This is a genomic window from Pseudoduganella rhizocola (assembly GCF_045984285.3).
GTDB lineage: Bacteria > Pseudomonadota > Gammaproteobacteria > Burkholderiales > Burkholderiaceae_D > Rugamonas.
On record NZ_JBJQIK030000001.1, the window covers coordinates 217,316 to 238,592 of the forward strand.

The 21,277-nt window shown below is 63.1% G+C and carries 24 protein-coding genes; 17 read left to right on the forward strand and 7 right to left on the reverse strand.

The genetic code is table 11. The annotated features are described in order from the left end of the window. Positions 1–303 precede the first annotated feature (303 nt). Positions 304–663 (forward strand): hypothetical protein, encoded by a 360-nt coding sequence (locus ACJRPG_RS01040; protein ID WP_407998182.1) that lies wholly within the window; start codon positions 304–306, stop codon positions 661–663. Positions 664–718: 55 nt separating this feature from the next. Here the strand turns inward: ACJRPG_RS01040 and ACJRPG_RS01045 are convergent, their stop codons facing one another. Then, positions 719–1,564: an HDOD domain-containing protein gene (locus tag ACJRPG_RS01045; protein ID WP_407998183.1), complete on the reverse strand. Its 846-nt coding sequence runs from the start codon at positions 1,562–1,564 to the stop codon at positions 719–721. Then, positions 1,561–1,893: a hypothetical protein gene (locus tag ACJRPG_RS01050; protein ID WP_407998184.1), complete on the reverse strand. Its 333-nt coding sequence runs from the start codon at positions 1,891–1,893 to the stop codon at positions 1,561–1,563. Before ACJRPG_RS01050 ends, ACJRPG_RS01045 begins: the two co-directional genes overlap by 4 nt. 152 nt (positions 1,894–2,045) lie before the next feature. Between ACJRPG_RS01050 and ACJRPG_RS01055 the strand changes: the two genes are divergently transcribed. From ACJRPG_RS01055 to ACJRPG_RS01080, 6 genes are all read left to right on the forward strand, one after another. Beyond that, positions 2,046–3,629 (forward strand): sensor histidine kinase, encoded by a 1,584-nt coding sequence (locus tag ACJRPG_RS01055; RefSeq protein ID WP_407998185.1) that lies wholly within the window; start codon positions 2,046–2,048, stop codon positions 3,627–3,629. A 67-nt stretch (positions 3,630–3,696) separates the two neighbouring features. Then, the gene (locus tag ACJRPG_RS01060) at positions 3,697–4,245 is read left to right on the forward strand and encodes a DUF1697 domain-containing protein (protein WP_407998186.1); all 549 of its coding nucleotides are present in this window, start codon (positions 3,697–3,699) and stop codon (positions 4,243–4,245) included. Between the two features lie 18 nt (positions 4,246–4,263). Further along, a complete protein-coding gene (locus ACJRPG_RS01065) occupies positions 4,264–4,665 on the forward strand; it encodes a DUF3224 domain-containing protein (protein ID WP_407998187.1) in 402 nt (133 codons plus the stop codon). Between the two features lie 37 nt (positions 4,666–4,702). Then, positions 4,703–4,873: a hypothetical protein gene (locus tag ACJRPG_RS01070; protein ID WP_407998188.1), complete on the forward strand. Its 171-nt coding sequence runs from the start codon at positions 4,703–4,705 to the stop codon at positions 4,871–4,873. 117 nt (positions 4,874–4,990) lie between these two features. After that, positions 4,991–5,806 carry a ChaN family lipoprotein gene (locus ACJRPG_RS01075; RefSeq protein WP_407998189.1) on the forward strand — a complete coding sequence of 272 codons (816 nt, stop codon included), beginning with the start codon at positions 4,991–4,993 and terminating at the stop codon, positions 5,804–5,806. 9 nt (positions 5,807–5,815) lie between these two features. After that, positions 5,816–6,343, forward strand: coding sequence for a DinB family protein (locus ACJRPG_RS01080; RefSeq protein ID WP_407998190.1), 528 nt, complete (start codon positions 5,816–5,818; stop codon positions 6,341–6,343). 1 nt (position 6,344) lies between these two features. Here the strand turns inward: ACJRPG_RS01080 and ACJRPG_RS01085 are convergent, their stop codons facing one another. Together ACJRPG_RS01085 and garD are read right to left on the reverse strand one after the other, a co-directional pair. Further along, positions 6,345–7,151, reverse strand: coding sequence for an NAD-dependent epimerase/dehydratase family protein (locus ACJRPG_RS01085; protein WP_407998191.1), 807 nt, complete (start codon positions 7,149–7,151; stop codon positions 6,345–6,347). Between the two features lie 16 nt (positions 7,152–7,167). Then, complete coding sequence (gene garD, locus ACJRPG_RS01090) at positions 7,168–8,727, reverse strand: galactarate dehydratase (protein WP_407998192.1); 1,560 nt, start codon at positions 8,725–8,727, stop codon at positions 7,168–7,170. Between the two features lie 141 nt (positions 8,728–8,868). Here garD and ACJRPG_RS01095 point away from each other — a divergent pair, with 141 nt between their 5' ends. From ACJRPG_RS01095 to ACJRPG_RS01120, 6 genes are all read left to right on the forward strand, one after another. Continuing rightward, entirely contained in the window at positions 8,869–9,558 is a 690-nt protein-coding gene (locus ACJRPG_RS01095; RefSeq protein WP_407998193.1) for a FadR/GntR family transcriptional regulator, read from the forward strand. 71 nt (positions 9,559–9,629) lie between these two features. Further along, entirely contained in the window at positions 9,630–12,323 is a 2,694-nt protein-coding gene (locus tag ACJRPG_RS01100) for a TonB-dependent receptor (RefSeq protein ID WP_407998194.1), read from the forward strand. Positions 12,324–12,372: 49 nt separating this feature from the next. Continuing rightward, a complete protein-coding gene (locus tag ACJRPG_RS01105; RefSeq protein ID WP_407998195.1) occupies positions 12,373–13,158 on the forward strand; it encodes a rhamnogalacturonan acetylesterase in 786 nt (261 codons plus the stop codon). Then, the gene (locus ACJRPG_RS01110; RefSeq protein WP_407998196.1) at positions 13,155–14,630 is read left to right on the forward strand and encodes a pectinesterase family protein; all 1,476 of its coding nucleotides are present in this window, start codon (positions 13,155–13,157) and stop codon (positions 14,628–14,630) included. The genes ACJRPG_RS01105 and ACJRPG_RS01110 overlap by 4 nt, the downstream gene beginning before the upstream one ends. A 15-nt stretch (positions 14,631–14,645) precedes the next feature. Further along, positions 14,646–16,487: a glycoside hydrolase family 28 protein gene (locus ACJRPG_RS01115; RefSeq protein WP_407998197.1), complete on the forward strand. Its 1,842-nt coding sequence runs from the start codon at positions 14,646–14,648 to the stop codon at positions 16,485–16,487. A 67-nt stretch (positions 16,488–16,554) separates the two neighbouring features. Further along, positions 16,555–16,872, forward strand: coding sequence for a thioredoxin family protein (locus tag ACJRPG_RS01120; protein WP_407998198.1), 318 nt, complete (start codon positions 16,555–16,557; stop codon positions 16,870–16,872). Positions 16,873–16,883: 11 nt separating this feature from the next. On the opposite strand, the gene ACJRPG_RS01125 is transcribed toward ACJRPG_RS01120, so the two are convergent. Beyond that, the gene (locus ACJRPG_RS01125; protein WP_407998199.1) at positions 16,884–17,507 is read right to left on the reverse strand and encodes a response regulator; all 624 of its coding nucleotides are present in this window, start codon (positions 17,505–17,507) and stop codon (positions 16,884–16,886) included. A gap of 149 nt (positions 17,508–17,656) precedes the next feature. Between ACJRPG_RS01125 and ACJRPG_RS01130 the strand changes: the two genes are divergently transcribed. From ACJRPG_RS01130 to ACJRPG_RS01145, 4 genes are read left to right on the forward strand one after another with little or no spacing between them, the layout of a single operon-like run. After that, entirely contained in the window at positions 17,657–18,298 is a 642-nt protein-coding gene (locus ACJRPG_RS01130; protein WP_407998200.1) for a hydrolase, read from the forward strand. A gap of 2 nt (positions 18,299–18,300) precedes the next feature. After that, entirely contained in the window at positions 18,301–20,142 is a 1,842-nt protein-coding gene (locus ACJRPG_RS01135) for an amidohydrolase (RefSeq protein WP_407998201.1), read from the forward strand. Between the two features lie 9 nt (positions 20,143–20,151). Beyond that, the gene (locus ACJRPG_RS01140; RefSeq protein ID WP_407998202.1) at positions 20,152–20,373 is read left to right on the forward strand and encodes a DUF1427 family protein; all 222 of its coding nucleotides are present in this window, start codon (positions 20,152–20,154) and stop codon (positions 20,371–20,373) included. Then, positions 20,370–20,522 (forward strand): DUF1427 family protein, encoded by a 153-nt coding sequence (locus ACJRPG_RS01145; protein ID WP_407998203.1) that lies wholly within the window; start codon positions 20,370–20,372, stop codon positions 20,520–20,522. The genes ACJRPG_RS01140 and ACJRPG_RS01145 overlap by 4 nt, the downstream gene beginning before the upstream one ends. 4 nt (positions 20,523–20,526) lie before the next feature. Here ACJRPG_RS01145 and ACJRPG_RS01150 read toward each other — a convergent pair whose 3' ends face one another. Beyond that, positions 20,527–20,829 carry a FlxA-like family protein gene (locus tag ACJRPG_RS01150; protein ID WP_407998204.1) on the reverse strand — a complete coding sequence of 101 codons (303 nt, stop codon included), beginning with the start codon at positions 20,827–20,829 and terminating at the stop codon, positions 20,527–20,529. Between the two features lie 3 nt (positions 20,830–20,832). Then, positions 20,833–21,234, reverse strand: a complete 402-nt coding sequence (locus ACJRPG_RS01155) for a VOC family protein (protein ID WP_407998205.1) — start codon at positions 21,232–21,234, stop codon at positions 20,833–20,835. Positions 21,235–21,277: the final 43 nt, after the last annotated feature.

Genomic DNA, 21,277 nt, shown 5'->3' on the forward strand with positions numbered 1-21,277 from the left:
GCTGCCGTCTGGAAAGAGAAATTTTCCTTTGTTATCAAGGAGAAAAACTGCGTTTTGTAACAATTTCCTGAAAGTTCTTGCGTGCGCCACACAGCGCCCCCATGTGTTGAAATAACATTGTTGTCAAGATTTCAGCAAATGGTTGACTTAAGTCAATCCTTGTCTGGGATCGCAAAGTTGGAGCGGGCTTTTTCGGGTCTATCATCTTGTTGTATTGATAAGCGAACATCCGAAGGCGGCCGGCCCATTCGCCACCAAAAGTAGTGGCGTTTTACTCACCAACTATATCGACGAGGATCAATCATGGCACACCACGCTTTGGCATCACAAGAGAGTTACAACCCCAATCACCTGCTGGACATTCTGCTCGGCAAAATGCAGCTGAAAAACGATGCTGCACTGTCGCGCCTGCTGGAAGTGGCGCCGCCGGTCATCAGCAAGATCCGCCACCACCGCCTGCCGGTGGGCGCCTCGCTGCTGATCCGCATGCATGAAGTGACGGGCATGAGCATTCGCGACCTGCGCGACCTGATGGGCGACCGCCGCACCAAATACCGCCTGTCCGACGCACAGGGCCGTCCGAAGCCGGAAGACAAGGCGGCACAACAGGCTCAGCCACAGCAGCAGAAGGAAGGCGGCAACGGCGGCAACTACGCGCACTGAAGCCCGCTTGAGCGGCCGGAACTGCTCCGTTCCGGCCGAAGCTTCGCCGGCCGTTTCAGGCCAGGAGCACTTGCGAGATCTCTTCGAACTGCAGTTCGGTCTCGCGGAACAGCTGCATGCAGAACTGTTCGTTCAGTGACAGGGCATGCCAGGCCACATTGGACAGCGGCGGCACCAGGTCGTCCGGCTGCTGTGCCAGGTCCAGGGCATGCACCACCACATCCGCCACGTGAATGATGGTGGCGAGGAATCCTGCGCCCGGCGCTTCGGGTGCATGGTGGCCGCCGATGGCGAGCCGCATCGTATCCGAGAAATTCCAGTGTTCAGCCAGCGCCAGGCCGGCTTCCACATGGTCCACGCCCAGGATGGCGCGCTCGGCGTCCAGCAGGTAGCAGTCCTGTTCGGCGCGGTAGGCCAGCACGGCCGCGTACTGCTGCGGGAAGCAGCTGACCAGCACCAGGCGGCCGATATCGTGCAGCAGTCCCGCCGTGAAGGCGTAGTCCTGGTTGAAGCGCATATGCCGCGCCAGCACCTTGGCGCAGGCGGCCGTGGCCACCGAATGGCGCCAGAAGGCCTTGTGGTCGAAGCCGGGGCAGGCGCTTTCGGCGAAGCAGCCGGTGACTGCGGCGGCGGTGATCAGGTTGCGCGTGGCTTCAAAGCCGAGGAAGGTAATCGCCTGCTGGATCGTGGTGACTTTAACCTGCAGGCTGTAGACCGAGGAATTGGCCAGGCGCAGGGTCTTGGCGGTCAGCGCCTGGTCGTGCGAGACCTTGCGCGCGAGGACGGAGACGTCCACGTCATCGGAATCGATGCTGTTCAGCAGTTCCATCACCACCGCAGGCAGCGAGGGCAGGTCTTCAAGCGTGCCCACCACGTCGTCATAGCTGAGCTGGGTACTCATTGCGCCTCCGGACCAAGGCGGTGCAGCGCGACCAGCTGGCGCAGGGCGTTGGCAGCCCAGTCATCTTCACCTGCGGCGGTCTTGCGGAACAGGTAGGCCAGGCGCTCGCGCTGCGCGGCCTGCAAGGCGGCCAGTTCTTCCGCGCTCATCGGTTGCTGTTCGACGGGAAGCGAAGTAATGCCGTGGCGCGGCATGTGGGACAGCATGGCCTCGGTCAGCACCGTGCCCTGCGGCAGCAGCATATGGCCCTGCAGGTCCAATAACTCTGTGGCGAGCACCATTCCGGGTTTCACACCGGACAGGGGCAGATGTCGGTAGCCAGCGTTCATCTCGTCTCCTTTTTGCAGCTGATATTAACATTGCCGCGGAGAAAGTAGCTATCTGAAAGTGGGGAAATCTGTGGCAGATCAGCACCTGGCTCATCTTGCTAATCAGCATTAATTCACTTACATTGAAACTCTCTGTTGGCAAGGAGCGTGGAATGTTCGGGATTCAGGGACGGCTGACTTGCCTGTTCGTCGTCATCGTTACAGTAGTGCTCGGCATTTCCGGCACGTATGCGCAGTACAGCCTGCAGCATGAGCTGGAGACCAATAACCAGCGCCTGCGCGACGGCGTGCTCACGCGCCTGCAGACCAGCCTGCCGTCCGCCCTGTGGGACCTGGACAAGGCCAAGGTGGACAATATCGTCTCCGCCGAGATGATGCCGCCGGAACTGGTGGCGATCCGCGTATATGACACCTCGGTCGGCCTGTTCTCCGGCAAGCAGCGCAGCCCCAACGGCGTGATTTCCAATGTAGGCGGCGACGACCCGGTGGCCGGCACGCCGGTGGTGGCCGACCTGGGCTACCGCGATGCCGGTTCGGTCGGCAGCAGCCTGCGTCCCGTCATCGTGGGCCGCGTGGTGGTCAACTTCAGCCGCGAGCAGATCGAGGCCACGCTGGCCAATGAAATCCGGCGCAAGGTCATCGAGGTGCTGCTGCTGGACCTGATCCTGGTGGTGGCGCTGGCCCTCAGCCTGCGCATCGTGTTCGACCCCATCAAGAAGCTGCGCGACGGCCTGTTCGAACTGGCCACGCGCGACAGCGATGAAGTGGCGGAGCTGCCGGAAAAACGCGCCGATGAACTGGGCGACGTGATCCGCGGCTTCAATGCCATCCAGCGCCGCGTGAAGGCGATTATCGGGCGCACCCGGCAGGCCGAGGATGAAGCGCGCCGTTCGGCGCTGGAAACGGCGCAGGCACTGGATAATCTGCGCCAGACCCAGGAGTCGCTGCTGCAGGCCGAGCGCCTGGCCTCGCTGGGCGGCCTGGTGGCCGGCGTGGCGCATGAGATCAACACGCCCGTCGGCATTGCGCTCACCAGCGCCTCCGTGCTGGCCGAAGCCACGGAGGACGTGCACAAGGCCGTTACCGGCGGCACGGTGAAGAAGTCCGAGATCCTCAAATACATCGAGACGGCGGGCGAGAGCGCGCGCCTCATCATGAACAATGCCTACCGCGCGGCGCACCTGATTCACAGCTTCAAGCAGATCGCCGTGGACCAGGTGAGCGAAGCGCGCCGCCGTTTCGAGCTGCGTGAATACATCGACGAAGTGGTGTCCAGCCTGCAGCCAAGGCTGAAGAAGACCCGTATCGCGGTAGCCATTACCTGCCCCGGCGATATCGTGCTCGACAGTTATCCCGGCGCGCTGGCCCAGATCATCACCAACCTCACGCTGAACTGCGTGGACCATGCTTTCGATGCCGACATGCCGGGCCGCATCGCCATCAATGTGATGTGCGACGGCGACTGGGTGGAAATGCAGGTGGTGGACAACGGCAAGGGCATTCCGCCGGACATGCTGGACAAAGTGTTCGACCCCTTTGTTACCACCCGCCGCGGCCAGGGCGGCACCGGCCTCGGCCTGAATATTGTCTACAACCTGATCGTCAAGCAGTTTGCCGGCTCGATCACGGTCAGCAGCGTGCTGGGCCATGGCGCCAGCTTCGTGCTGCGCATTCCGCGCGTGACGCCGGGCGAGGACAGCGAACTGCCGCACGCCGATGCCCGGCTGCATGCCTGAGCGGGCAGCCGGGCGCTGTATTTGCCCGGCCTGCCGCATACTGCGCACAAAACAAGAGGAGGAGTGAATGAGCACAACGCGGCAGATTGCCCTGTTGCGCGGCATTAACGTTGGCCGCGCCAAGAGGGTGGCGATGGCCGATTTGCGCAAGCTGCTGGGCGAACTCGGCTACACCGGCGTCCGCACCTTGCTGAACAGCGGGAACGTGGTATTCGATTGCAGCCGCAAGGAAGCGGCCCAGTCCGCCACGCGGATCGAAGAAGCCATGGTGCTGAAGCTGGGCGTGGGCTCGCGCGTGACCGTGCTGGACGCCGCCCAGCTGGACGAGGTGGTCGAAGACAACTGCCTGTGCGAGGTGGCGGACGATCCCTCGCGCCTGATGGTGGCGGTGCTCAGCAATATCGCGGACCTGAGCAAGCTGCAGCCGCTGGCGCACCAGGACTGGAAGCCGGAAGCGTTTGCGCTGGGCCGCTGGGCGGCCTACCTGTGGTGCGCGGACGGCGTGCTGGCCAGCCGTGCCGCGGCAGCCATGGGCAAGGCCCTGGGTGATGCCGTCACCACGCGCAACTGGAGTACCATCCTGAAACTGCATGCGCTGGCAAAAGAGCCGGCCTGATTGAAAGGAGATGCGGGAATGCCCCTTGTAAGCGGTGAATTCGAAGTGAAGATGGCGCCGGAACCGCTGGCCGCGCTGACGGAAGGCAGCGGCATCGGCCGCATGACGCTGGACAAGCGCTACCATGGTCCGCTGGCGGCCACCGGCCGCGGCGAGTTCCTCGGCTACCGCAGCAGCGTGCCGTCGTCGGCCGCCTATGTGGCGCTGGAAGTGGTGCAGGGCAGCCTGGAAGGCCGCGAAGGCAGCTTCGTGCTGCAGCATGGCGGCATCATGGGCGGTCCGTATGATGGCTTGCGCATCGTGGTGGCGCCGGACTCCGGCACCGGCCAGCTGGCCGGTCTCTCGGGCAAGCTCGATATCCGCATCGAGAACGGCAAGCACTTCTACGACTTCGACTACAGATTGGACGGCGGCAGCTGATCCGCTACAATGCGGCCTTTTTTCGCGTAGCAGAAACATGAACAAGGACTTGCTCAAGGGCGCCGTCATCATTGCGGTAGTGCTCGTGATACTCGTGGCGGGCGCCTTCCTCTTTTCGGACAACGGCTGGCGCAAGGTCAGCTGCGTCGGCCGCGCCGTGGCCAGCGGCGTCTCCTTCGGCAATATCCACAGCGTCTGCGGCCTCTGAACGGCCTCTCTACTGCCGAGCCCGTGTCCACCGTGGTGCCTGACCCCAAGGTGGACACGGGCTCGGCTGTGCGTTTGCGTTAGACTGTGCGCTTTATAGATTGACAGGCATTGCGCAATGAAAGCATCCACCATTGCGCTGCTGCTGGCGGGCGCCGTGCTCGCCGGCTGCGGCGGCATGAAGAACAAGCAGGGCGGCGTTTCCGCTGCGGGCAATCCGCAGGTGCTGCTGCTGGGAGAAGTCCATGACAACCCGCAAGGCCACAAGCTGCGCTATGAGGAACTGCGCAAGCGCATCGAGGCAGGCTGGCGTCCGGCCATCGCGATGGAGCAGTTCGACCGCGAGCAGCAGGACCTGCTGAACGATGCCCAGAAAGGCTGTGCCGATGCGGGCTGCGTGATCCGGCTGATGAAGAAGCCGGGCTGGGACTGGCAGCAGTATTACGGCGTGATCCAGCTGGCGCTGGACCACCAGCTGCCGCTGGTCGCCGTGAACCTGTCGCGTGCCGACGCATCGAAAGTGGTGCGCGACGGCCTGGCGTCGAGCTTTGACGAGAAGACGGTAGCCGCTTACCGCCTGGGCGAGCCGGTATCGGCCGACTTCCGCAAAAAGCAGGAAGTGGAAATCCGCGAAGGCCACTGCAATATGCTGCCGGACATGATGCTGCCCGGGATGGTGAATGCGCAGCTGGCGCGCGATATCTGGATGGCGAAACTGATCCGCGACCAGCAGCCGCGCGACGTGGTGCTCATCGCTGGTAACGGCCATGTGCGCAAGGATCTGGGCGTGCCTTACTGGCTGAACGCCGTGGCGCCAGCGCTGACGGTGCGCAGCATCGGCTATCTGGAGCCGAAAGGGCAGGGGGAGTTCGATGAAGTGCGCCAGATTCCCGCGGCCAAACGTGAAGATCCCTGCGCCAAGTTCAGGAAGTAGGGAGACGCCATGCCGACTCGTGAAGATATCGTCCTGCTGGCGGCCTATAACGCCTCCATGAACCGCAAGCTGTATGACGCTGCGGCCAGGCTGCCGGAGCCGGAGATCGCTGCCGACCGCAAGGCCTTCTTCGGCTCGCTGCTCGGCACGCTCAATCATATTATTTCGGGGGATACGATCTGGCTGCGCCGCTTCATGGCGCACCCTGCGGCCTTCCGGTCGCTGGAGGCGATGCATGGGATGCCGGTGGCGTCCGGCCTCACCCATCAATTTGGCGCGGACCTGCCGTCGCTGCTGGCGATCCGCACGCGGCTGGACGAGATCATTACTGCGCTCGCAGCGGAAATAAGTACTGCCGACCTGGCGCAATCCCTCGACTACCGGAATTCGCGCGGCCCGCACCGGAAGCACTTCGGCAGCCTGCTGCTGCACTTCTTCAACCACCAGACCCACCATCGCGGACAGGCGAGCACCTTGCTGTCGCAGGCCGGCATCGATATCGGCGTTACCGACCTGCTGGAACTGATCAGCGATTAGCTTACTTGTACATCGGGCCGTCGTAGACGAACTTGCCGCCCACGTACAGCGACACGGGGTCGTCATCCGGCGGATAGGCGCCGCTGTCCGGGAAATTGTGCGCGAACTGCGAGGAGCTGTCCTTCGGGCGGAAGCCCAGGTGCGAGGCCTTGCGGTTGTCCCACCACTTCACCGCATTGTCCGAGGTGCCGAACAGGATGGTGTGGCCCACGCGCGGCGTGAACAGGGAAACGCGCAGCGCCTCCACCAGGTCGTCGTAGCTGAACCAGCTCGCCATCATGCGCACATTGGTCGGCTCGGGGAAGGAGGAGCCGATGCGGATGCAGACGGTTTCGATGCCGGCGCGGTCCCAGTAGTAGCGCGACAGCTGCTCGCCGAATACCTTGCTCAGGCCATACATGCTGTCCGGGCGCGTCGGCGCGTCGGCGTCGATGATTTCCTGCTGCTTGTAGAAGCCCACCGCGTGGTTCGAGCTGGCGAACACCAGGCGCTTCACGCCGTTGCGGTGCGCCGCTTCGTAGATGTTGTAGGTGCCCTGGATATTGGCATGCATGATGGCTTCGAAGGTGTTCTCGGTGGAGATGCCGCCGAAATGTAGCACCGCGTCCACGCCTTCCAGCAGCTTCAGCACGGCGGCCTTGTCGGCCAGGTCGCACTGCATTATCTCTTCGCCTTCCTGCGCGGCGCCCATGTCGCCGATATCGCTCAGGCGCACAACGTCAGCCCAGGGCTTGATGCGTTCGCGCAGGATCTTGCCCAGGCCGCCGGCGGCGCCGGTCAGCAGCAGGCGTTTGAATGGTTTGCTCATTTGTTTCTCTTCTCGATCAGGTCACTGGTGCAGGGTTGAACAGCACCAGCGCATTATGCAGTTTCCAGTGTTCGGCCCAGGTCTTCTTGCCGCTTGCCACGTCCAGCATCAGGTGGAACAGCTCCCAGCCCACATCGGCAATGGTTGCTTCGCCACTGGCGATGCGGCCTGCATTCACGTCCATCAGGTCGTGCCAGCGCCGCGCCAGGTCGTTGCGGGTGGCGACCTTGATCACCGGGACTTCCGCCAGGCCATACGGGGTGCCGCGGCCGGTGGTAAAGATATGCAGGTTCATGCCGGCGGCCACCTGCAGCGTGCCGCAAATGAAGTCGCTGGCCGGGGTCGCAGCGTAGATCAGGCCCTTCTTCGTCAGCTTTTCACCCGGCGACAGAACGCCGGAGATCGGGCTGCTGCCTGATTTTACGATAGATCCCATGGCTTTCTCGACAATGTTCGAGAGGCCGCCCTTCTTGTTGCCCGGCGTGGTGTTGGCGCTGCGGTCGACGCCGCCGCGCTTCAGGTAATTGTCGTACCAGTCCATTTCGCGGATCATCTCGGCCGCTACTTCGGCATTGATGGCGCGCGATGTCAGCTGGTCGATGCCGTCGCGCACCTCGGTCACTTCGGAGAACATCACGGAAGCGCCGGCGCGCACCAGCAGGTCCGTGGCGAAACCGACGGCCGGGTTGGCGGTGACACCGGAGAAGGCATCGCTGCCGCCGCACTGCACGCCCACCACCAGGTCGGAGGCAGGGCAGGGCACGCGCTGGCGCGCATTCAGTACTTTCAGCTGCTCTTCCGCCGTCTTCATGATCGAATCGATCATGGACATGAAACCCACGTGGCCATTGTCCTGCAGGCAGACCACAGGCGGCTCGGCGGCCATGCTGCCGTCATGGCGGCGGATCGGAATGGAGTTGGCGGGAAACAGGCGCGTGGGCTGCAGCTTCTCGCAACCGAGGCTGACCACCATGGCCTGGCCGCCGAAATTGGGGTTCTTGCTGATGTTGTGCAGGGTGCGGATCGGCACCATGGCGTTCGGCGCATCGATCGCCACGCCGCAGCCATAAGTATGTTCCAGGCCCACCACGTCATCCACATTGGGATATTTGGGCAGCAGCTCGTCCTTGATGCGCTTCACGGCGAATTCCACCACGCCCGATACGCATTGCACGGTGGTGGTGATGGCCAGGATATTGCGGGTGCCGACCGAGCCGTCCTCATTGCGGTAGCCCATGAAGGTGTAGCCCTCCAGCGGCTCCATCTTCGGCGCGGGAACGGTGGCGATAGGAAGATTGGTCAGCTCGCGCGCGGCAGGCATTTCCACCAGCGCTTCGGATACCCAGCTGCCACGGGCGATATCGCGCGCGGCGCGGCCGATGGTCACGTTATAGCGCAGGATGGGCTGGCCCCGGGGAATGTCCTGCAGGGCGACCTTGTGCCCCTGTGGAACGCCTTCCACCAGCGTCAGGCCGTCGTCGAACACCGTGCCCGCGGGCAGGCCGCCATCGTTCACCACGATCGCGACATTGTCGTTATCGTGCATCCGGATGCGGAGCGGGGTCGTGGCTGTCATCGTTACTTCCTTGGTTTGTTTATGGATTCAGTATGACAGATCAAAAAAAATTTGGCTAGTCCACATTGCTTATTTGGTCTGACCGCTTTAGAATGGCCTGACCACATAAGTAAAAAAACGTCGCATCGGAGACACAGTTTCATGCAAAAGAAGCCCGAGATCCTGCCTCAGGAGCCGCGCCTGTACCGCGTGGTGGCCGAGCGCATCCAGCAGCTGATCCGCGAGGAAGGCATCGCGCCCGGTTCGCGCCTGCCGGCCGAGCGTGAAATGGCGGCCAAGCTCAGTGTCAGCCGCGCGTCGCTGCGCGAGGCGCTGATTGCGCTGGAGTTGGGCGGCGTGATCGAAGTGCGCGGCGGTTCCGGTGTTTACGTCAGCGCCTTGCCGGAGCCGGACAAGGGCGTGGCCGAAGTGGGTCCCGGCCCCTTCGAAGTGCTGGCCGCGCGCAGCGTGATCGAAGTGGAGATCGCCGGCATTGCGGCGCGCGCCGCCACGCCGGCCGCAGTGGACGAGATCCTGCGCGCCGTGCTGGAGATGGAAAGCAGCCACTCCAACAAGTCCAGCAACGAGCAGGCCGACCGCAACTTCCACCTGGCCATTGGCCGCGCCACCGGCAACAGCGCCCTGGTGAGCACCCTCGACTACCTGTGGAACCAGCGCGGCACGCTGTGGCAAAGGCTGAAGGAACACTACCAGACCGAAGAACTGCGCCAGGACACCCTGAAAGACCACCGCCGCATCCTCGAAGCGATTGCGGCGCACGATCCCGCCGCAGCGCGCAAGGCGATGCGCGCCCATCTTGAACGCGTGACGAGGACCTTCTCACGCGGATAAGCTTCCCGGAGCACGCAGCCGCGCTGCTCCATCCCGCAGCAAGCAATTGAAACAAGCAAGGAGACAGATGCATGAATAAGCGCGAGTATCACGGGGCCAAACGTTTTGTACTGACCTCGATCGCGATGGCGGTAATGGCAGTGGCGAATCAAGCCGCAGCGCAGGAAGCGATGGCGCGTGTGGAAGTGACCGGCTCCAGTATCAAACGCATGGCAAGCGAAGAAGCGCTGCCTGTTACGACCATCAAGGCAGAAGAATTCACCCAGCGCGGCATGACCACGCTGGCCGACGTGATGATGGCGCTGCCGCAATCGGCATCGCTGGCGCCGTCCAATGCCGGTTCCGGCACCAATATCAATCTGCGCGGCCTGGGTGTGAACCGCACCCTGGTGCTGCTGAACGGCCGCCGACTGGCGAATGAGGCCATCGCCGACGGCTACGCCAATCTCGACACCATTCCGTTCAGCGCCCTGTCGCGCGTGGAGATCCTGCGCGACGGCGCATCGTCCATCTACGGCTCGGACGCCATCGGCGGCGTGGTCAACTTCATCACCAAGCGCGAATTCGAAGGAACGCAGATCACAGGCCAGGTGGTGCGTCCGGAGCGCTCCGGCGGCGGCGACGAGCGCCGTGCCACGCTGACCTTCGGCAAAGGCTCGCTGGGCAAGGATGGCTGGGCTGCCTACGCCACCATCGACTTCCACGACCGCAGCCGCCTGGCCTCGAAGGACCGCATCGAATACAGCTCGGACGCGCTGCTGGCCAGCATCGGCCGCGCGCCGACACTGGGCAGCGGCGGCAATGCCATGCCGGCCAACTTCACCACGGCGACCAACAAGACCGCGCAGAACCCGTATGCGGGCAGCTGCGCAGCGCCGTACTCGAAGATCGGCGCCAAGAATACCTGTATCCTGGACAGCAACGAGTACGGCACCGCGCTGCACGAAAACCAGCAGATCGGCTTCTACGCCAGCGCCATCAAGCAGATCAGCGAAGACCACACCTTCCGCATCGAATACGCGCGCGGCCAGTCGCACATTCTCGCCGCGCGCAACCCGACTAACGCTGTGGCGGTGAACGGCGTGAACGCCATCCTGCCATCGAGCTCGAAGTGGTATCCGGGCAATAGCGGCGGCGTGCCTGCAGTGGCCGGCCTGAAAGGCGAACCGCTGACTGTTACCTGGTCGGTGGCCGACCTGGGCATCGCCGTGCAGAAGGACAAGCAGGTCAACCAGCGCTTGGCCTTCGTGGATGAAGGCAAGTGGGGCAACTGGGACTACCGCGCCGGCATGGTGATCGGCCTGAGCGACCGTGAGAACTATTACGACCGCGGCTTCGTCACCGGCCAGGGCCTGCTGGATGGCCTGAAAAACGGTGTGTTGAATCCATTCGGCCTGCAGGACAGCGCCGGCCGCGAATACCTGAAGACGATTTCCGTCGACGGCCAGAAGAACCGGGATTCGCGCAGCACCTACAAGGGTATCGACCTGACCGTGAGCCGTTCGCTGATGGAGCTGGAAGGCGGCGCCATGGCGCTGGCAATCGGCGGCGACCTGCACCGTGATACCACGCGCGACGACAAGCTGGCGATCCAGAACTCGGTGACTTACCTGAACAGCACCTCCTCGCATGGCGACGGCGCGCGCAACGTGGCCGCCATCTACGCCGAGCTGGATATTCCGGTGACGAAGAAGCTGACCTTCAACGTCGCCGCACGCGACGACTACTTCAGCGACTTCGGCAACACCTTCAACCCGAAGGCCAGCTTCCGTTACGAGCCAAGCAAGCAGATCATGTTCCGTGGTTCGGCCAACACCGGCTTCCGCGCGCCAACCCTGTTCGACGCCTACGGCTACCGCCTGCCGGGCGCCACCGGCAAGAGCTCCGGCCGCTGGGACGATCCGGTGCTGTGCCCTGGCGGCACGCCGGGCGTGGCCAATACCGGCAAGCCGCTGCCGGGCTATGTGCAGTCCGAAGTATGTAATGTGCAGCTGCCGAAGCAGGTGGGCTCCAACCCCAACCTGAAGCCGGAAGAGTCGCGCGGCTTCACGCTGGGCACCGTCATCGAGCCGATGAAGAACCTCACCGTGTCCTTCGACTACTGGAACATCCGCATGAAGGACATGCTGGCGAACCTGCCGGAGCAGGTGTACTTCCTCGATCCGGCCAAGTACGCGTCCCTGTTCGTGCGCAACCCTGACGGCACGCTGGCCTACTTCGTCAACACCACCATGAACCTGGGCGGCCAGAAGGCAGCCGGTATCGACGTATCGGCGAGCTACCAGTTCCCGCGCAGCAGCTATGGCGACTTCCGCATGCAGCTGGACGGCACCTACCTGACCCAGTTCGACAACCAGCTCTTCCCGGGTGAAGAGTGGGTGTCGAATATCGGCCGCTTCGGCAACGCCAGCAACGGCACCACCTCCAGCTTCCCGATCATCACCTACCGCTGGAAGCATACGCTGCGCTTCAACTGGAGCAAGGGTGACTGGAGCGCGTCCGCGACCCAGAACTACAATTCGCAGTACGAAGACCAGAACCTGGTGGCGAAGGAGTATTGGCGTGACATCAATTCCTACAAGCCCTGGAACCTGACCGTGGGCTACAAGGGATTCAGGAACGTGAACATCACGGCCGGCATCACCAACGTATTCGATACGGCGCCGCCGGTAACGAACCACAGTGGTTATAGTTTCGGTTATCTGAGCAGCGCTGCGAGCCCGATCGGGCGTTCGTTCAACCTGAAAGCCAGCTACACCTTCTGATGATCCCGCGGGCGCTTCGGCGCCCGCATTTACTTGACAGGGAGTGTTTATGAAGCGATTGTCTGTTGCAGCCCTCGCACTGGCCATGGCCGGTTCCGCCTTCGCCGCCGCGCCGGATGCGCGTCCGGTCCGTTTTATCCTGGTTGGCGACTCGACCATGGCGCATTACAGCGGCTATGGCGATGCCTTCTGCGCCCATGTCAAGCGCTCCAACAACTGCACCAACCTGGCCAAGGGCGGCCGCAGCTCCGGCAGCTTCCGCGCCGAAGGGCGCTGGGACGAAGTGCAGGGCATGCTGCGCGGCAGCGCGGCCTATCGCGCCACCTATGTGCTGATCCAGTTCGGACACAACGACCAGCCGGGCAAGCCTGGCCGCTCCACCGATTTCGTGACCGAGTTCCCGGTCAACATGGCGCGTTATGTGGACGAGGTGCGTGCACTGGGCGGCGTGCCGGTGCTGGTTACGCCGCTGACGCGCCGCAGCTTCCGGCCGGACGGCATCCTGAAAAACGACCTCGCGCCCTGGGCGGATGTGATCCGCAAGACGGCGGCCAGCAAGAACGCCCCGCTGCTGGACCTGAACACCGACAGCTATAACGCGGTGCAGGCCATGGGCGAGGCGGAAGCGGACACGCTCGCGGTGGCGCCGAAGCCCGCCGCTGCACCGGCTGCGGCAAACAGCGCGGCAGCGGAGCCGCAAGGTGCGCCGAAGTCCGAGTTCGACCATACGCATACCGGCCCGAAAGGCGCGGCCTTCTTCGCACGCATGGTGATGAACGAAATGAAGGCGGCGATTCCGGAGCTCACCAAAGAGTTCCAGGACGTCGCGCAATGAGTTTTCGTATCACAGCCGCAGCGCTGCTGGCCCTGGCGGCCGGCGTGCTGCATGCGCAGGACGCGCTCATTGCCGAGGAGACGGCGACGGCGGCGCCGCGCCGTCCGCAGTTAAGCGCGGAGCAGGCGCGCAGCTACGATTACCGCGAGGTGCTGAAATACACCGGCCGCGCCGGTGCGGAAACGCTTGACCCGTGGGACCCGCTGGCCGATCCGCTGGCGCGCGGCGCAAGCTTCCGTCCCGACTATACGGTGGACGCCGCGGCGCAAGCCGACGGCGTGAAAACATTCGCCACGGTGCAGGCGGCCATCAGCCGCGCCGTCAGCGACATTGCTGCGCAGGCAGTACGCGCCGATCGCATCTATATCCTGGTGAAGCCCGGAACCTACAGGGAACTGGTCTACATTCCCGCCGCCGCAGTGCCGATCACGCTGTACGGCGAAGGAAAGGATGCAGCGGCGACGCGCATTGAGGCAGGGCTGGACGCGGCTGTCAGCAGCGCGCGCTACGCGCAGCAGTTCGGTTCCCAGTTCTCCAATGTGCATCCATCAATCCAGGAAATGCATGCCCTGATCAAGGCGCGCACCAATATCTCCACCAGCGGCACGCCGACGGTGTGGGTGCGCAACAAGGGCTTCCAGGCGCGCAATATCACATTCGAGAATTCCTATAACAAGGCGACCGGCAATGCGGGCGACGAATGCAGCGAGCGCGCCTGCGGCAACAGCGCCGTCGATGCCCAGGCCACAAAAATACACCATCAGGCAGTAGCCCTGCTGGTGGAAGGCGCCGACAAGGCGCAGTTCGAAAACATCCGCCTGATCGGCTTCCAGGACACGCTGTACCTGAAGTCCGTTGAGACACGCGTGACAGCGCGCAGCTTCTTCAACAAGTCCTATATCGAAGGCGACGTCGATTTCATCTTCGGCGACACCACGGCATTTTTCTACCAGAGCGAAATCAAATCGCTGGGTGACCGCAGCACGTCCTACGTCGTGGCGCCGAACACCAACTGGAAAACGAAATACGGCCTGGTGTTCGACCGCTGCCGTTTTACCAGCGACGGTTCGCCCAACGCGCGCCTCGGCAATTTCTTCCTCGGCCGCCAGTGGTTCAATAACTCGCGCTGCACGCCCTACAGCCAGGTGCCGCTGGAAGGCTACAGCTGCATGCTGGGCGCGGAAAACGTCTACAAGGCGCCAAAAGGCGCCATCACGCCGACCGCACTGGAAACGGTTGGCAAGGCCGTGGTGCTGAACTCCAGCATCGGCAAGCATATTCACCGCAATACCCCATGGTCCGACTGGAACCGCCAGGGCACCTTGCCTTACCGCCCCGCGCAGTTCACGTCGGACGACTACTGGAATAACCTGCGCCAAGCCGGCATCGAGCCTGTGAAACAACTTGGCTATACAAAGCAACCCTCGCCAGCGGATATCTACCTGGCAGAGTTCAACAATTCAGTGGAATAGAAGGAGTACTCCCGCATGCAATACATCAATCAGGCTCGCCGCACCATCCTCAAGGCGTCGGGCCTTGCTGCCGCAGGCGGCGCCGGCCTCGCGCAGGCGGCCGTGGCGCCGGATCCATGGCTGGAAGCGGAAGCCATCGTCAAGCGCCTGTCCAAGCCGCCCAAGTTCCGCAAGCAGGACTTTCCGATCACTAAATTCGGCGCGAAACAGTGCCAGCTGGTGAAAGTGAAGGCGTGGATCTCGCACGACCACCAGGACAACATCAACACGGCGGCGCAGAATTCGCCGGACTGCTACCGCCCCATCGCCGATGCAATCGCGGCCTGCCACAAGGCAGGCGGCGGCCGCGTGCTGATCCCGGCCGGTAACTGGTTCGTGGCCGGTCCCATCGTGCTGCTGTCGAACGTGAACGTGCACCTTGCCAAGGGCGCCCACGTCTACTTCAGCAACAAGCCCGAGGACTACGCAAAGTACGGCGATTTCGATTGCGGAAAAAAAGGCAAGCTGGTGATCTCGCGCTGGCAGAGCAACGACTGCCTGAACTTCTCGCCGATGGTGTATGCCTATGGCCAGGACAATATCGCACTGACCGCCGATGACTGGACCTCGATCCTGAACGGCCAGGGCGGCGTGCCCTTCAATGCAGAAGGCGACTGCTGGTGGACCTGGAAAGGCCGCAACCGCACCATCAATCCGGCCTCGCAGGCGAATACGCCGGGCTACAAGGAGGGCAAGGTATCGCAGCGCGATCCGAACCCGATCAATCCGCAGTCGCTGGCCGAAGTGGCGCCTAACCTGACGGAAGAAGAACGCTTGCTGATCCAGGGCGAAGGCCAGCGCTGGCGTGCGGACGAGCAGTACCTGCCCGCGCTGTCCGAAGCGGGTGTGCCAGCGGGTAAGCGCGTGTTCGGCCTCGGGAATTACCTGCGTCCGCCGATGATCCAGTTCATCAGCTGCACGAATGTGCTGATGGAAGGCTACCAGGTCATCAACACGCCGTTCTGGCAGCACCATCCGGTTCATTGCCGCAATGTGGTGATCCGCAAGGTACACGCGAACAGCGCGGGCCCGAACAGCGACGGCTTCGATCCGGAAGCATGCGACCATGTTCTCGTGGAAGGCTGCACCTTCGATACCGGTGACGATTGCATCGCCATCAAGGCAGGCAAGGACCAGGACACGCAGTTTGGTCCATCGCAGAACATCGTGATCCAGGACTGCATCATGCACAGCGGCCACGGCGCCGTGACGCTGGGCAGCGAGATGGCCGGCGGCATCCAGAACGTGTATGCGCAGAACCTCGTGTTCGAGAACATGCACTGGGAGACCGATCCGCTGAACACGGCGATCCGCCTCAAGACGAATATGAACCGCGGCGGCTACCTGCGCAATTTCTACGTCCGCAATGTCAAGATCCCGAACGGCGTGCAGACCACGCCATCGTTCTATGCCTCGCTGCCGGGTTCCCCGATCGCCTCGCGCACCGTGGCGACTGCCGCCGGCGCCGTGGTCACTTTCGACTGCGACTACACGCCGACCGCGGACACGGTGCGTACCCGTCCGCCCATGGTGCATAACGTGCAGATCTCGAACGTCACGGTGGGCAATGTGACGAAGAAGGGCAAGCAGGTATCGTGCTTCCAGGCGATCGTGATCCTCGGTCCGGTGGCCTCGGACTACAACGGTCCGCAACCGATGCCGGCGGTGCTGCCGGTAGCGGGTGTAACGATCAGCGACTGCGACTTCGGCACGCCGGTCAATACGGAGCAGCCTTTCTACCTGTACAACGTGCAAGGCCTGAAACTGAACCGCGTGCGCGTCGGCGGCAAGGACTACAGCACCACGCTGTCGGCCTGACCGGTTCATCGTGCGGCTCCGGCCGCGGCTTCGTGCTAAGGTACGGTGTCGCGAACGGAGTCGAACGATGGAAAGAACTTACCAGGAAGCGGCGCCTTCGCGCGCCGATATCGATGCACTCAGCGGTCCCGCGCTGCTGGAATTCGGCACCAACTGGTGCGGCTACTGCCGCGCGGCGCAGCCGCTGCTGGCCGAAGCCTATGCCGGCAAGGACGTACCGCACTTCAAGGTGGAAGATGGACCCGGACGGCTGCTCGGCCGCTCCTTCAAGGTGAAACTGTGGCCGACGATGATCTTCCTCAAGGACGGCAAGGAAGTGGCGCGCGTGGTGCGCCCGGCCAGCGCCCAGGAGATCCGCGACGGTTTCGCCCAGATCGCAGGCTGATCACAGCGCAATCATAGTCCAATGATGCCCCGTTTGACGGCGATGGCCACAGCGTGCGTGCGGTCATTGGCGCCCAGCTTCGCCAGTACTGTTTTCATATAGCCCTTTACCGTTTCCTCGCCGATGCCCAACAGCTGGGCGATGCGTTTGTTCGCATTGCCCTGCGCGGCATGCTGCAGCACGTCCAGCTCGCGCGCCGTCAGCGGCTGCTGCCCAAGATGCGATACCAGTTCCGCCGCTATCTCCTGGGGAATGTGGCGCTGGCCGGCATGCACCTTGCGGATGACGTCCACCAGGCCGGTGCGCAGTGAACTCTTGAGCAGGTAGCTCGCCGCCCCGGCTTTCAGCGCACGCTGGATCAGGGCATCGCCCTGGTAGGTGGTGAGCACAATGACCTGCGCTTTCGGGAATTCGGCGCGCAGCGCGTCGATGGCATCGAGCCCGTTCATGCCGGGCATCTGCAGATCCATCAGTGCAATATCAGGGCGGTGCTGGCGGAACAGGGCCAGTGCTTCGTTGCCGTCGGCCGCTTCGCCCACCACCTCCATGTCGGGAAAACCGCTCAGCAGTGAAGCAATGCCGGTGCGCAGAATGGGATGATCGTCTGCGATCAGAACACGGATAGCTTGAGTCATGGCCTGCATGTTACACGAGGCGCGCCAAACGGGTGCGGCGCCGCTCTGGCAAATAGCAGAGGGAGAACGGCCCCCGGCAAGGGGTGACGGCGGCGCCGCGGCGCCGCACACTTGAGGTATTTCCTCAACCAGCCTCAAAGGAGCCCACCATGGCTTATACCACCTTGCTTACCCCATCCGATTGCGCCCTGGCGCTGATCGACCACCAGCCGCAGATGTTCTTCGGCACCATGTCGCATGAGCGCATGACGGTGCTGCACAATGTGCAGATCCTCGCCAAGTCGGCCAAGCTGTTCGGCGTGCCCACCATCCTCACCACCATCGCCTCCGATACCTTCAGCGGCCACCTGCTGCCGGAAGTGCAGAACGTGTTCCCGGACCAGAAGCCGATCGACCGCACCAGCATGAATTCCTGGGAAGACCAGAATTTCAAGGCCGCCATCAAGGCCACCGGCAAAAAGCGTATCATCATCGCCGGCCTGTGGACCGAAGTGTGCGTGACCTTCCCGACCCTGCAGATGCTGGCCGAAGGCTATGAAATCTTCGTTCCGGTGGATGCTTGCGGCGATGTGACGGTGGAAGCGCACGACCGCGCCGTCCAGCGCATGATCCAGGCCGGCGCCACGCCGATCAATTCCCTGCAATGGATGTGCGAACTGCAGCGTGACTGGGCGCGCGGCGAGACGTATGATGGCTGCATGGAGATCTTCAAGGCGCATTCGGCGTACGGCATCGGCGTGCGCTACGCCAAGCAGATCCTGGGCGAACACGCAAACGAAGGCGGACACTGATTATGCTGATACTCACCAACGGCCGTTTCCATACGGTAGACCGGGCCCAACCCCTGGCCACCGCCGTAGCGATCAAGGACGGCAAGTTTCTCGCTGTCGGCGACGCGGAAGACGTCATGCGCCACCGCACGCCGGAGGCGCAAGTCATCGACCTGAATGGCCGTACGGTGATTCCGGGCCTGAACGATTCGCACCTGCACCTGATCCGGGGCGGGTTGAATTACAACCTTGAGCTGCGCTGGGAAGGCGTGCCTTCGCTGGCGGACGCGCTGCGCATGCTGAAGGAACAGGCCCTGCGCACACCGAGCCCGCAGTGGGTGCGGGTGGTGGGCGGCTGGAACGAGTTCCAGTTCGCCGAAAAGCGCATGCCCACGCTGGACGAGATCAACGCCGCTGCGCCGGACACGCCGGTCTTCGTCCTGCACCTGTACGACCGCGCGCTGCTGAACCGCGCCGCGCTGCGCCAGGTGGGCTACACGAAGGACACGCCGAATCCGCCCGGCGGCGAGATCCAGCGCGATGCCAGCGGCAACCCGACCGGCATGCTGATCGCCCGCCCGAACGCCATGATCCTGTACGCCACGCTGGCGAAAGGCCCCAAGCTGCCGCTGGACCAGCAGATCAATTCCACGCGCCAGTTTATGCGCGAACTGAACCGCCTCGGCATCACCAGCGCCATCGATGCAGGAGGCGGTTTCCAGAACTACCCCGAGGACTACAGCGTGGTGGAGCAGCTGGCGGCCCAGGACCAGCTCACCATCCGCATCGCCTACAACCTGTTCACGCAGAACAAAGGCCAGGAACTGCAGGACTTCGAGAAATGGACCGCCATGGTCTCGCCGGGGCAGGGCAGTGATTTCTACCGCCACAACGGCGCGGGTGAAATGCTGGTGTTCTCGGCAGCCGACTTCGAGGACTTCCTGGAGCCGCGCCCCGACCTGCCCGAGACGATGGAAGCCGAGCTGGAAAAAGTGGTGCGCCACCTCGTCGGGAAACGCTGGCCCTTCCGCCTGCACGCCACGTATGATGAATCGATCAGCCGTATGCTGGACGTGTTCGAGAAAGTGGACCGCGACATTCCCTTCAACGGCCTGCACTGGATGTTCGACCACGCCGAGACCATCAGCCCGCGCAATATCGACCGTGTGAAAGCGCTGGGCGGCGGCATCGCCATCCAGCACCGCATGGCCTTCCAGGGCGAATACTTCGTCGAGCGCTACGGCGCGCAAGCGGCAAAGGCCACACCGCCCGTCAAGCGCATGCTGGAGAACGGCGTGCCGGTCGGCGCAGGCACCGACGCAACGCGGGTAGCCAGCTATAACCCCTGGACAGCCTTGTACTGGCTCGTGTCCGGCCGTACCGTCGGCGGACTGCGCCTGTACGACGCAGGCAGCAAGCTGGATCGCGATACGGCGCTGGAGCTGTGGACGGCGGGCAGCGCCTGGTTCTCCAACGAGCAGGGCAAGAAAGGGCGCATCCAGGAAGGCATGCTGGCCGACCTGAGCGTGCTCTCCGCGGACTTCTTCAGCGTGGACGAAGAGGCGATCAAGTCGATCGAATCCGTGCTGACGGTGGTGGGCGGGAAGGTGGTGTATGGCGCCGCCGAATTCACGCCGCTGGCGCCGCCGCCGCTGCCGGTGCTGCCCGACTGGTCGCCGGTGAACAAGGTGCCCGGCCACTACCGCGCCGTGGCGCCGGCCGCTGCACGGTCGCTGGCGCACCAGTGCAGCGGTCCGTGCGCGGTGCACAGCCACGCGCACGATGTGGCGCGGCGTTCGAAGGTGCCGGTGTCCGACTATTCAGGCTTCTGGGGCGCTTTCGGCTGCAGCTGCTTTGCATTCTGAGGTGATGCGATGAACTACACGAAAATCCTGGCCGGCCTTGTGCTGTCCTTCGTCGTCGGCATGGGCTGCCGCAAGTTCGGCATTCCCGCCGCATCGCCGCCCGTGCTGAGCGGCGCGCTGCTGGTGTTCATGATGAGCACCGGCTACTGGCTGGTGGACCGCTTCATCGCGCGTCGCGCAGCGGAGCACAAGAAGCATTGCGGCGGCCACGCGCTGGAGAAGGTCCAATGAGCGCGCTGCTTATTGGCAGTGTGCTGGGATTGCTGATCGGCGCTGTCTGCCGCGCCTGCGACATCCCATCGCCCGCGCCGCCAACGCCGATTGGCGCGCTGCTGGTGGTCGCCATGACCTCCGGCTACATGGCCGGGGCCTTCGTATAGCGGCTTACTTCCTGTCCATCGCTTCTTCATGCAGGCGCTGGTTGCGTTCACGCGCCGCTTCCTTCGCCTGCTCATTGAACTGAATCTGCTGGATCTGCGCCTGGATGGTTTCGATCATCAGGCGCAGCTGCTGCATCTGCACGTTCAGCGTTTCGAGCACTTTCGGGTCCGAAGTCTCCGCCATTAACTTGATCAGCTTCTGCACCGATTTCTGCAAAGTCTTCAGCTGCGCGTGCAGCCGCGCGATCTGCTGCTCCGGATTGCTCATGACCGCGCCGCGCAGGGAATATCCGCCGATTGAAACCATTTTTCACTCCATGATGGATGGAGGCTGCCGTGCATAACTCACTGTCAGCATTTCCCACTGATGGCCATCCGGCTCGTTCCAGTAGATCATGCTGCCGCCGTAATCGGTATTGATCTGCAGATCCATCGGTCCGCGCACCGAACTGCGGTAAGGGATGCCCTTAGCCTGGATGCGTGAAAGGATAGCATCGAATTCCTGCTGGCTCACCCGGAAGCAGAAATGATAGATGGGGAAATTTTCATCGGTATCGATGAAATCCAGTGTCAGCCCCTCGTTGACGAACACCGGCGCAAAGGGCCCGAGGCTTTGCGGCGCCCACGGCACATCGAGCAGTTCCGCCAGCAGGCGGGCGCCCGCGACCTTGTCGCGCGAGGGAACAATGGTGTGGTCGAGCTCAATCGTCATGGCCGCCCCCAATAGCAAAAAAGCCGTTGACTCTGATGAATCA

Coding starts and splice junctions, on each gene's coding strand:
- ACJRPG_RS01040 (WP_407998182.1), top strand. CDS start 304: ATGGCACACCACGCTTTGGCATCACAAGAGAGTTACAACCCCAATCAC.
- ACJRPG_RS01045 (WP_407998183.1), bottom strand. CDS start 1,564: ATGAGTACCCAGCTCAGCTATGACGACGTGGTGGGCACGCTTGAAGAC.
- ACJRPG_RS01050 (WP_407998184.1), bottom strand. CDS start 1,893: ATGAACGCTGGCTACCGACATCTGCCCCTGTCCGGTGTGAAACCCGGA.
- ACJRPG_RS01055 (WP_407998185.1), top strand. CDS start 2,046: ATGTTCGGGATTCAGGGACGGCTGACTTGCCTGTTCGTCGTCATCGTT.
- ACJRPG_RS01060 (WP_407998186.1), top strand. CDS start 3,697: ATGAGCACAACGCGGCAGATTGCCCTGTTGCGCGGCATTAACGTTGGC.
- ACJRPG_RS01065 (WP_407998187.1), top strand. CDS start 4,264: ATGCCCCTTGTAAGCGGTGAATTCGAAGTGAAGATGGCGCCGGAACCG.
- ACJRPG_RS01070 (WP_407998188.1), top strand. CDS start 4,703: ATGAACAAGGACTTGCTCAAGGGCGCCGTCATCATTGCGGTAGTGCTC.
- ACJRPG_RS01075 (WP_407998189.1), top strand. CDS start 4,991: ATGAAAGCATCCACCATTGCGCTGCTGCTGGCGGGCGCCGTGCTCGCC.
- ACJRPG_RS01080 (WP_407998190.1), top strand. CDS start 5,816: ATGCCGACTCGTGAAGATATCGTCCTGCTGGCGGCCTATAACGCCTCC.
- ACJRPG_RS01085 (WP_407998191.1), bottom strand. CDS start 7,151: ATGAGCAAACCATTCAAACGCCTGCTGCTGACCGGCGCCGCCGGCGGC.
- garD (WP_407998192.1), bottom strand. CDS start 8,727: ATGACAGCCACGACCCCGCTCCGCATCCGGATGCACGATAACGACAAT.
- ACJRPG_RS01095 (WP_407998193.1), top strand. CDS start 8,869: ATGCAAAAGAAGCCCGAGATCCTGCCTCAGGAGCCGCGCCTGTACCGC.
- ACJRPG_RS01100 (WP_407998194.1), top strand. CDS start 9,630: ATGAATAAGCGCGAGTATCACGGGGCCAAACGTTTTGTACTGACCTCG.
- ACJRPG_RS01105 (WP_407998195.1), top strand. CDS start 12,373: ATGAAGCGATTGTCTGTTGCAGCCCTCGCACTGGCCATGGCCGGTTCC.
- ACJRPG_RS01110 (WP_407998196.1), top strand. CDS start 13,155: ATGAGTTTTCGTATCACAGCCGCAGCGCTGCTGGCCCTGGCGGCCGGC.
- ACJRPG_RS01115 (WP_407998197.1), top strand. CDS start 14,646: ATGCAATACATCAATCAGGCTCGCCGCACCATCCTCAAGGCGTCGGGC.
- ACJRPG_RS01120 (WP_407998198.1), top strand. CDS start 16,555: ATGGAAAGAACTTACCAGGAAGCGGCGCCTTCGCGCGCCGATATCGAT.
- ACJRPG_RS01125 (WP_407998199.1), bottom strand. CDS start 17,507: ATGACTCAAGCTATCCGTGTTCTGATCGCAGACGATCATCCCATTCTG.
- ACJRPG_RS01130 (WP_407998200.1), top strand. CDS start 17,657: ATGGCTTATACCACCTTGCTTACCCCATCCGATTGCGCCCTGGCGCTG.
- ACJRPG_RS01135 (WP_407998201.1), top strand. CDS start 18,301: ATGCTGATACTCACCAACGGCCGTTTCCATACGGTAGACCGGGCCCAA.
- ACJRPG_RS01140 (WP_407998202.1), top strand. CDS start 20,152: ATGAACTACACGAAAATCCTGGCCGGCCTTGTGCTGTCCTTCGTCGTC.
- ACJRPG_RS01145 (WP_407998203.1), top strand. CDS start 20,370: ATGAGCGCGCTGCTTATTGGCAGTGTGCTGGGATTGCTGATCGGCGCT.
- ACJRPG_RS01150 (WP_407998204.1), bottom strand. CDS start 20,829: ATGGTTTCAATCGGCGGATATTCCCTGCGCGGCGCGGTCATGAGCAAT.
- ACJRPG_RS01155 (WP_407998205.1), bottom strand. CDS start 21,234: ATGACGATTGAGCTCGACCACACCATTGTTCCCTCGCGCGACAAGGTC.